General features: G+C 64.0%; 8 protein-coding genes. 7 read left to right on the forward strand and 1 reads right to left on the reverse strand.

Features of this window, described 5'->3' with window-relative positions; genetic code table 11:
- The first annotated feature begins 134 nt into the window (after window positions 1-134).
- The 7 genes from pqqF (at window position 135) to ACIP1G_RS27245 (ending at window position 7,739) form a co-directional block, all read left to right on the forward strand.
- Window positions 135-2,423: a pyrroloquinoline quinone biosynthesis protein PqqF gene (pqqF, locus tag ACIP1G_RS27215; RefSeq protein ID WP_400742627.1), complete on the forward strand. Its 2,289-nt coding sequence runs from the start codon at window positions 135-137 to the stop codon at window positions 2,421-2,423.
- A gap of 170 nt (window positions 2,424-2,593) precedes the next feature.
- The gene (pqqA, locus tag ACIP1G_RS27220) at window positions 2,594-2,665 is read left to right on the forward strand and encodes a pyrroloquinoline quinone precursor peptide PqqA (protein WP_003243383.1); all 72 of its coding nucleotides are present in this window, start codon (window positions 2,594-2,596) and stop codon (window positions 2,663-2,665) included.
- Between the two features lie 79 nt (window positions 2,666-2,744).
- The gene (pqqB, locus tag ACIP1G_RS27225; protein WP_400742630.1) at window positions 2,745-3,656 is read left to right on the forward strand and encodes a pyrroloquinoline quinone biosynthesis protein PqqB; all 912 of its coding nucleotides are present in this window, start codon (window positions 2,745-2,747) and stop codon (window positions 3,654-3,656) included.
- 134 nt (window positions 3,657-3,790) lie between these two features.
- Window positions 3,791-4,546 (forward strand): pyrroloquinoline-quinone synthase PqqC, encoded by a 756-nt coding sequence (pqqC, locus tag ACIP1G_RS27230; RefSeq protein ID WP_061550893.1) that lies wholly within the window; start codon window positions 3,791-3,793, stop codon window positions 4,544-4,546.
- Entirely contained in the window at window positions 4,543-4,818 is a 276-nt protein-coding gene (pqqD, locus tag ACIP1G_RS27235; protein ID WP_021782695.1) for a pyrroloquinoline quinone biosynthesis peptide chaperone PqqD, read from the forward strand. The genes pqqC and pqqD overlap by 4 nt, the downstream gene beginning before the upstream one ends.
- Window positions 4,790-5,950: a pyrroloquinoline quinone biosynthesis protein PqqE gene (pqqE, locus tag ACIP1G_RS27240; RefSeq protein ID WP_400742633.1), complete on the forward strand. Its 1,161-nt coding sequence runs from the start codon at window positions 4,790-4,792 to the stop codon at window positions 5,948-5,950. Before pqqD ends, pqqE begins: the two co-directional genes overlap by 29 nt.
- The gene (locus tag ACIP1G_RS27245) at window positions 5,916-7,739 is read left to right on the forward strand and encodes a prolyl oligopeptidase family serine peptidase (RefSeq protein WP_400742636.1); all 1,824 of its coding nucleotides are present in this window, start codon (window positions 5,916-5,918) and stop codon (window positions 7,737-7,739) included. Before pqqE ends, ACIP1G_RS27245 begins: the two co-directional genes overlap by 35 nt.
- Before the next feature lie 125 nt (window positions 7,740-7,864).
- Here the strand turns inward: ACIP1G_RS27245 and ACIP1G_RS27250 are convergent, their stop codons facing one another.
- The gene (locus ACIP1G_RS27250) at window positions 7,865-8,023 is read right to left on the reverse strand and encodes a YqaE/Pmp3 family membrane protein (protein ID WP_009681539.1); all 159 of its coding nucleotides are present in this window, start codon (window positions 8,021-8,023) and stop codon (window positions 7,865-7,867) included.
- Between the last annotated feature and the right edge of the window lie 264 nt (window positions 8,024-8,287).

The raw sequence follows: 8,287 nt of genomic DNA on the forward strand, positions 1-8,287 counted from the left end.
CGCGGGTAAACCCGCTCCTACAAGAACAGCGTGATCTGGAGCTCAACACCAATCCTGTAGGAGCGGGTTCACCCGCGAAGAGGCCGGGCCTGCAAAAAAATGGGTTAGCATGGCCAGCAGTTACCGGAGCCCCCATGCCTGACGCCACCCGCCACCTCACCCTCGCCAACGGCCTGCAGCTGACCCTGCGCCACGCCCCGCGCCTGAAGCGCTCGGCCGCCGCACTGCGGGTGCACGCGGGTAGCCACGACGCCCCAGGCAAATGGCCCGGCCTGGCCCATTTCCTCGAACACCTGTTCTTCCTCGGCACCCCACGCTTTCCACTGGACGACGGCCTGATGCGCTACGTGCAGGCCCTCGGCGGCCAGGTCAACGCCAGCACCCGCGAACGCACCACCGATTTCTTCTTCGAAGTCCCGCCCAGTGCCTTGGCAGGCGGCCTCGAACGCCTGTGCCAGATGCTGGCCGAGCCGGACCTGGGCATAGAACGCCAACGCCGCGAACGTGAAGTGATCCATGCCGAGTTCATCGCCTGGTCGCGCAACCCCCAGGCGCAGCAGCAGTTCGCCTTGCTGCAGGCCGTGGCACCCGGCCATCCACTGAGCGCTTTCCATGCCGGTAACCGGCACACCCTGGCCTTGCAGGATCCGGCCTTCCAGCAAGCGCTTACAGGCTTTCACCAGCGCTTCTACCAAGGCGGCCAGATCGTCCTGAGCCTGTGCGGCCCGCAGCCGCTGGATGTACTGGAGCAACTTGGCCGCCAGCATGCCGCACTGTTCGCAACGGGTGAGCACGTGCCACAGGTTGTGCCGCCGCCACTGTCGACAAACACTGCGCCACTGATCTTCACTCACGAGCACCTCCCGACAGGTGCCGAGCAGGCCCTGGAGCTGCTGATCGCCTGCCTCGGTGACAGTCGCCCGGGTACCTGGCTTTGTAAGCTTCGCCAGCGTGGCTGGCTGCAAAGCTTCAAGGCCGAAATGCTGTATGCCTTTGCCGGGCAGTTGCTGTGGCACATCGACCTGAAGCTCAGCGCAGATGCTTGTCCAGACGAAGCCAATGCCCTGCTGCAAGGTTGGTTCAGTTTCATCCGCCAGGCCGACCCTGAGCAGTTGAACAGCGCATTCGGCCTGCTGCAGCACAGCCGCGAACACAGCGCCAGCGCGCTGGAGCTGGCCCGCCGGGACAGCACCGGCCAGCCATTCGCCAAGCTGGATGCGCAAGGTTCAAGGGCCCTGCTCGCCCTGCTGGAAGGCCTGGCAGGCCGCGAGCATGGGCAATGGCAACTGCCCGTAGTCGACCCCTTGCTGATGGCCGACCTGCCCAATGCCAGGCCGCAGCCTTTGCCTGCGGCACTCAACGTCAGCAACCAGCTGCCCGGCGCTCGTCAATACGCGGCGTTGTACATGCGCTGGCATGTCCCTTCGCCCTTGCGCCAGCAGCTGCACGCGATGCTTGAACGCGCCTTGCAGCCCCTGCAAGAGCGCTGCGAGCGTGTAGCGGTGCAGCTGCAGTTCAGTAGCGCTGGCGAATACTGGAAATTGCGCTGCGCCGGCCTGCCGGCAGCGGTAGTGCGCACCGTGGAACAGGCCTTGGCATTGCTGCTCAAGCCCCCTGCCGTCAGCTGGCTGGCAACCTCGCCGCAGCCTGCGGCGCTGATTCCCATCAGGGCCCTGCTCAAATTACTGCCCGACGCGGTGTTGGGCGCCATGCCTGCGCCTGTTCCGGTCTGCACGCTGCAACAGACACAGCTCGACAGCCTGTGGCAGCACACACGCTGGCACGGCCTGGCTGTGGGCTTCGACGACACCGCGCTAAACGCCTTGGCAACTGCATTGCAGCACTGCCCTGGCCAAGGTTCGGCACCTGCACCTCTGACCGCCTGGGCAAAACGCCGCTGGCAGCATGCCGAAGTGCCCGGCAGTGAGCATGCCCTGCTGCTGTTCTGCCCACTACCGGCGGCCAACGAAGCCGCTGGCCGCCTGCTCGCCCAGCTGCTGCAAGGGCCGGTTTACCAGCGCCTGCGGGTAGAGCTGCAACTCGGCTACGCGGTATTCAGTACCTTTCGTCAGGTCGAGGGCGTCGGCGGCCTGCTGTTCGGGGTGCAATCGCCCCACACCAGCCAAGCACACATTCTTGACCACCTGCTAACCCTGCTGCGTCAGGGCGTTACCCTGGACCCAGCCGCCCGCCAAACCTTGGCCGGGCAGTTCGACGAACCCGCCATGGCCAACGCCGAATTAGCCGAATGGGCGTGGCAGACACACCTGGCTACACAACCCGGCAAGCTGGATGAGCTGCGCGCTTCTATCCTGAACACGCGGCAGACGGATCTGGACCAGCTGCTGAGCGACCTGCTCGATATAGGTTGCCCTTGGCTAAGCTTGGCCAACGCTGCCGCGCCAGATGCCTTCTGGCAATGACCGAACCGACGATTGTTACGCGAAATGCAACGGCACTTTTCGAATAATTAACCTTTCGGTACAAATTTTTCTTGTAAGATAGCGCAATCCCAGCTTATGGAACCTCCAGCCAATGGTGGTACCCAAGTAGTAGCTGAACAACCCCAACCCCATCCGGAAGGAGTAATTCCATGTGGACCAAACCTGCATACACTGATCTGCGTATCGGCTTCGAAGTCACCATGTACTTCGCTAACCGCTAAGCCCGGCTTAGGGTTTCACGCCTCGGCCTGCCGGGGCGTTTTCGTTTTTCCGATCCGGTTTTCAGCATAGAGAGTGGCCATGTACATCCAGGTTCTCGGCTCCGCCGCCGGTGGCGGGTTCCCACAGTGGAACTGCAACTGCGTCAACTGCAAGGGCTACCGTGACGGTACCCTGCGGGCCACGGCGCGTACACAGTCGTCCATCGCCCTGTCCGACGACGGCGTGCACTGGGTACTGTGCAATGCCTCGCCCGACATCCGCGCCCAACTGCAAGCCTTTGCGCCGATGCAGCCGGCCCGGGCCTTGCGCGACACTGGCATCAACGCCATCGTCCTGCTGGACAGCCAGATCGACCACACCACCGGCCTGCTCAGCCTGCGCGAAGGCTGCCCGCACCAGGTGTGGTGCACCGACATGGTCCACCAGGACCTGACCACCGGCTTCCCGCTGTTCAACATGCTCAGCCACTGGAACGGCGGCCTGCAGTGGAACCGCATCGAGCTGGAAGGCAGCTTCGTGATCGACGCCTGCCCCAACCTCAAGTTCACCCCGTTCCCCCTGCGCAGTGCCGCACCGCCCTATTCGCCGCACCGCTTCGACCCGCACCCGGGCGACAACCTTGGCCTGCTGGTCGAGGACACCCGCACTGGCGGCAAGCTGTTCTATGCCCCGGGCCTGGGCCAGGTCGATGAAAAACTGCTGACGATGATGCATGGCGCTGACTGCCTGCTGGTCGACGGCACGCTGTGGGAAGACGATGAAATGCAGCGCCGTGGTGTAGGCACCCGCACCGGCCGCGAAATGGGCCACCTGGCACAGAACGGCCCCGGCGGCATGCTGGAAGTGCTCGATGGTTTCCCGCGTCAGCGCAAGGTACTTATCCACATCAACAACACCAACCCGATTCTCGACGAAGACTCGCCCGAGCGCGCCGAAGTACTGCGCCGGGGCGTGGAAGTGGCCTTCGATGGCATGAGTATCGAGTTGTAAAAACAAATCCTGTAGGAGCGGGTTTACCCGCGAAGAATCCAACACAGTGTATGGCACCGGCTCTGCCGGTGTTCGCGGGTAAACCCGCTCCTACAGGGATCGAGCCGAGACTCAGTTTTACAGGAGCCAGCCGAATGAGCGACGCACTGCCAATGTCCCCTGCCGAATTCGAGCAGGCCCTGCGCGCCAAGGGCGCCTACTACCATATCCATCACCCTTACCACGTGGCGATGTACCAGGGCCGCGCCAGCCGCGAGCAGATCCAGGGCTGGGTGGCCAACCGCTTCTACTACCAGGTCAACATCCCGATGAAGGATGCCGCGATCCTGGCCAACTGCCCGGACCGCGAAGTGCGCCGCGAGTGGATCCAGCGCCTGCTTGACCACGACGGCGCTCCCGGCGAAGACGGTGGCATCGAAGCCTGGCTGCGCCTGGGCCAGGCCGTGGGCCTGGACCCGGACCAACTGCGCTCACAAGAGCTGGTACTGCCCGGCGTGCGTTTTGCCGTGGATGCCTACGTCAACTTCGCCCGCCGCGCCAGCTGGCAGGAAGCCGCCAGCAGCTCGCTGACCGAGCTGTTCGCCCCGCAAATCCACCAGTCGCGCCTGGACAGCTGGCCGCAGCACTACCCGTGGATCGACCCGGCCGGCTACGAGTACTTCCGCACCCGCCTGGGCCAGGCCCGGCGTGACGTGGAGCACGGCCTGGCGATTACCCTGCAGCACTACACCACCCGCGCGGGCCAGGAGCGTATGCTGGAGATACTGCAGTTCAAGCTGGATATCCTCTGGAGCATGCTCGACGCCATGAGCATGGCCTACGAGCTGAACCGCCCGCCCTATCACTCCGTCACCCAGGAACGGGTGTGGCACAAGGGGATCACCCTATGAGTTTCGACCGTAACCAGGTGCCAAACTGGCGCCCCGGCTACCGCTTCCAGTACGAGCCGGCACAGAAGGGCCATGTGCTGCTATACCCCGAGGGCATGATCAAGCTCAACGACAGCGCAAGCCTGATCGGTGGCCTGATCGACGGCCAGCGTGACGTGGCAGCAATCATCAGCGAACTCGAACAGCAATTTCCCGGTGTCCCGCAAGTAGCCGATGACATCGAGCAGTTCATGGAGGTGGCCCGTGCCGAACACTGGATCGTCCTCGCCTGAGTTGCCGCCCACGCCCGAGGTCGGCCTGCCGCTGTGGCTGCTGGCCGAGCTGACCTACCGTTGCCCGCTGCAGTGCCCGTACTGCTCCAACCCGCTGGACTTTGCCGCCCAGGGCCAGGAGCTGAGCACCGAGCAGTGGTTCAAGGTAATGGCCGAGGCGCGGGAAATGGGTGCTGCGCAAATCGGCTTTTCCGGCGGTGAACCGCTGGTGCGCCAAGACCTTGCCGAGCTGATCGGCGAGGCCCGCCGGCTGGGTTACTACACCAACCTGATCACCTCGGGCATCGGCCTGACCGAGGCGCGCATCGCCGACTTCAAGAAAGCTGGCCTGGACCATATCCAGATCAGCTTCCAGGCCAGCGACGAGCAGGTGAACAACCTGCTGGCCGGCTCGAAGAAGGCCTTTGCGCAAAAGCTGGAGATGGCCCGTGCGGTGAAGGCCCACGGCTACCCGATGGTGCTCAACTTCGTCACCCACCGGCACAACATCGACAAGATCGACCGCATCATCGAGCTGTGCATCGCCCTGGAAGCCGACTTCGTCGAGCTTGCCACCTGCCAGTTCTACGGCTGGGCCCACCTCAACCGCCTGGGCCTGCTGCCAACCCGCGCGCAGCTGGAGCGTGCCGAGCGCATCACCAACGAGTACCGGGACAAGCTCAAGGCCGAGGACAACCCGTGCAAGCTGATCTTCGTCACCCCGGACTACTACGAAGAACGCCCCAAGGCCTGCATGAACGGTTGGGGCAACCTGTTCCTCACCATCACCCCGGACGGCACCGCGCTGCCCTGCCACGGCGCCCGCCAGTTGCCGGTGCAGTTCCCCAACGTTCGCGACCACGACCTGCACCATATCTGGTATGAGTCGTTCGGCTTCAACCGCTTCCGTGGTTATGAGTGGATGCGCGAACCGTGCCGCTCCTGTGACGAGAAAGAAAAGGACTTCGGCGGCTGCCGCTGCCAGGCCTTCATGCTGACCGGTGACGCCAGCAACGCCGACCCGGTGTGCGCCAAATCGGCCGACCACGGCATCATCCTCAAGGCCCGCGAGGAGGCGGAAAGCGCCCAGCTCGCCATTGAACAGATGACCTTCCGCAATGAACGAAACTCCCGTGTCATCGTCCGCGGCTGAATTCAGCGCGGCCCAGGCGGTTGCCGCCGGCACTGACTTTGCCGACCTCAAGGTCAGTGCCGACGGGCTGTTCTGGCTTGAATTTCGCCCGGCCGATGGCGCTTGCCGTATCTGGCACTGGCTGCACTACCAGGCCCGCTGCCTGACGCCGGATGGCTTCAGCGTGCGCAGCCGGGTCTACGAGTATGGCGGTGGCAGCTTTTGCCTGGGTGGCGACGGGCTGGTGTTCGTCAACGAAAAGGACCAGCAGGTCTACACCCAGCCGCTGGACGATCTACTGCCGCGTGCACTGACCCAGGATGCCAACTGTCGCTACGGTGATGTGCAGTGGCACGACGGCCAGGTACTAGCTGTCGAGGAATGCCATGCCGAACAGGTCGAGCATCGCCTGGTCGCTTTGCGCGAGGGCAGCCGTGAGGTACTCGCCGAGGGCGCCGACTTCTATGCCTCACCCACTGTGAGTGACGATGGCCAGCGGCTGGCGTGGGTCGAATGGGACCGCCCGGCACAGCCCTGGACCGTGACCCGGTTGATGTGCCGCGCACGTGACAGCAGCGGCCAATGGGGGCCGGTGCAGTGTGTGGCCGCCGCTGACGAGTCGCTGCAACAGCCACGTTTCGATGCCGAAAGCCGGCTGTACTGCCTGTCCGACCGCAATGGCTTCTGGCAGCCCTGGGGTGAGGTCGATGGCCACTGGCAGGCCCTGCCTGCCGAGCCTGCGGACCACGCTGCTGCGCCTTGGCAACTCGGCACCTGCACCTGGCTGGCGCTGGGGCCGCAAAGCTACCTGGCCAGCTGGTTCGAAAACGGCTTCGGGCAATTGGGGCTGCGCGGCGCCGATGGCCGCACGGAGCGTTTCGCCAGTGCCTATACACGCTTTCGCAACCTGGCCATGGATAGCGACCACCTCTATGCCATCGCCGCCTCGCCCATCAGCCCGCCGACGGTGATTGCCATTGATCGCAGCAACCACGAGGTACGGGTGCTGGCCGGTGGTGCCGAAGTGTTGCCGGCAGGGCAAATCAGCCTGCCGCAATCAATCCACTACGGCAGTGACGGCGAGCAGGCCCATGGGTTCTTCTACCCGGCAGCGCGGTCGCATGGCGCCACGCCGCTGGTGGTGTTCATCCACGGCGGGCCAACCTCGGCCTGCTATCCCGTGCTCGACCCGCGCATCCAGTACTGGACCCAACGCGGCTTTGCGGTCGCCGACCTGAATTACCGCGGCAGCACCGGCTATGGCCGGGCATACCGCCAGGCACTGCATTTGCGCTGGGGCGAAAGCGATGTGGTGGATGCCTGCGCGGCGGTCGAATACCTGGCCGCACAGGGCCTGGTCGACAGGCACAAGGCGTTCATCCGCGGCGGCAGCGCTGGCGGCTACACCACGCTGTGTGCCTTGGCCTTCCATGATGTATTCCGCGCCGGCGCCAGTCTGTATGGGGTCAGCGACCCGGTTGCGCTTGGGCGTGCCACGCACAAGTTCGAGGGCGATTACCTGGACTGGCTGATAGGCGACCCGCAGCAGGATGCCGAGCGCTACCGCCAACGCACGCCTCTGCTGCATGCGGGGCAGATCAAGGTTCCGGTGATTTTCTTCCAGGGTGAGCTGGATGCGGTGGTGGTGCCGGAGCAGACGCGGTCGATGCTGGCGGCGTTGCAGGCTAACGGGATCGAGGCTGAAGGGCACTTCTATGCGGGGGAGCGGCATGGGTTCCGTAAGGCGGAAAACCTGGCGCATGCGCTGGAAGAAGAGTGGAAGTTTTATTGCCGGGTGCTCGGGCAATAAGCCGACCGAGTCTTTGTAGGAGCAGCCTTGTGCTGCGAAGAGGCCATTACAGGCACAGCAAATGCGCTGGCCATAAGGGCCCTTTCGCAGCGCAAGGCTGCTCCTACAGGGACCGTGCTTGCCGCTTAGCGCTTGGCGATGATGTACACCGCATGCACGATCCCCGGAATGTACCCCAGCAAGGTCAGCAGGATATTCAGCCAGAACGCCCCGCCAAACCCCACCTGCAGGAACACCCCCAGCGGCGGCAGGATGATGGCGATGATGATGCGGATAAAGTCCATGCGAGTGTCTCCTGAAAGGGTTACATCAGAGACTAGCCGGCCGCCGTAGAGGTTCCACAGGTAGGAAAAGGTTCTTCACGCAGAGTTGGGGAGGAGTGGCTGCGCTTTGCCTGTCGGGGAAGTGGGGTTAGGGCCTCCAGGTGCATGGCTGGGGATTCAGGTTGATGCGCAGATCGAGCGCCGCCCGCGCGGCGCTTCGCAGCACAAGGCTGCTCCTACATCTGTTTCGGGCCAGTTATTCCTGTGCCAGGTGGGTTGCAGCCT

This window comes from Pseudomonas sp. NPDC089392 (genome assembly GCF_044749595.1).
GTDB lineage: Bacteria > Pseudomonadota > Gammaproteobacteria > Pseudomonadales > Pseudomonadaceae > Aquipseudomonas.

Coding starts and splice junctions, on each gene's coding strand:
- pqqF (WP_400742627.1), top strand. CDS start 135: ATGCCTGACGCCACCCGCCACCTCACCCTCGCCAACGGCCTGCAGCTG.
- pqqB (WP_400742630.1), top strand. CDS start 2,745: ATGTACATCCAGGTTCTCGGCTCCGCCGCCGGTGGCGGGTTCCCACAG.
- pqqC (WP_061550893.1), top strand. CDS start 3,791: ATGAGCGACGCACTGCCAATGTCCCCTGCCGAATTCGAGCAGGCCCTG.
- pqqD (WP_021782695.1), top strand. CDS start 4,543: ATGAGTTTCGACCGTAACCAGGTGCCAAACTGGCGCCCCGGCTACCGC.
- ACIP1G_RS27245 (WP_400742636.1), top strand. CDS start 5,916: ATGAACGAAACTCCCGTGTCATCGTCCGCGGCTGAATTCAGCGCGGCC.
- ACIP1G_RS27250 (WP_009681539.1), bottom strand. CDS start 8,023: ATGGACTTTATCCGCATCATCATCGCCATCATCCTGCCGCCGCTGGGG.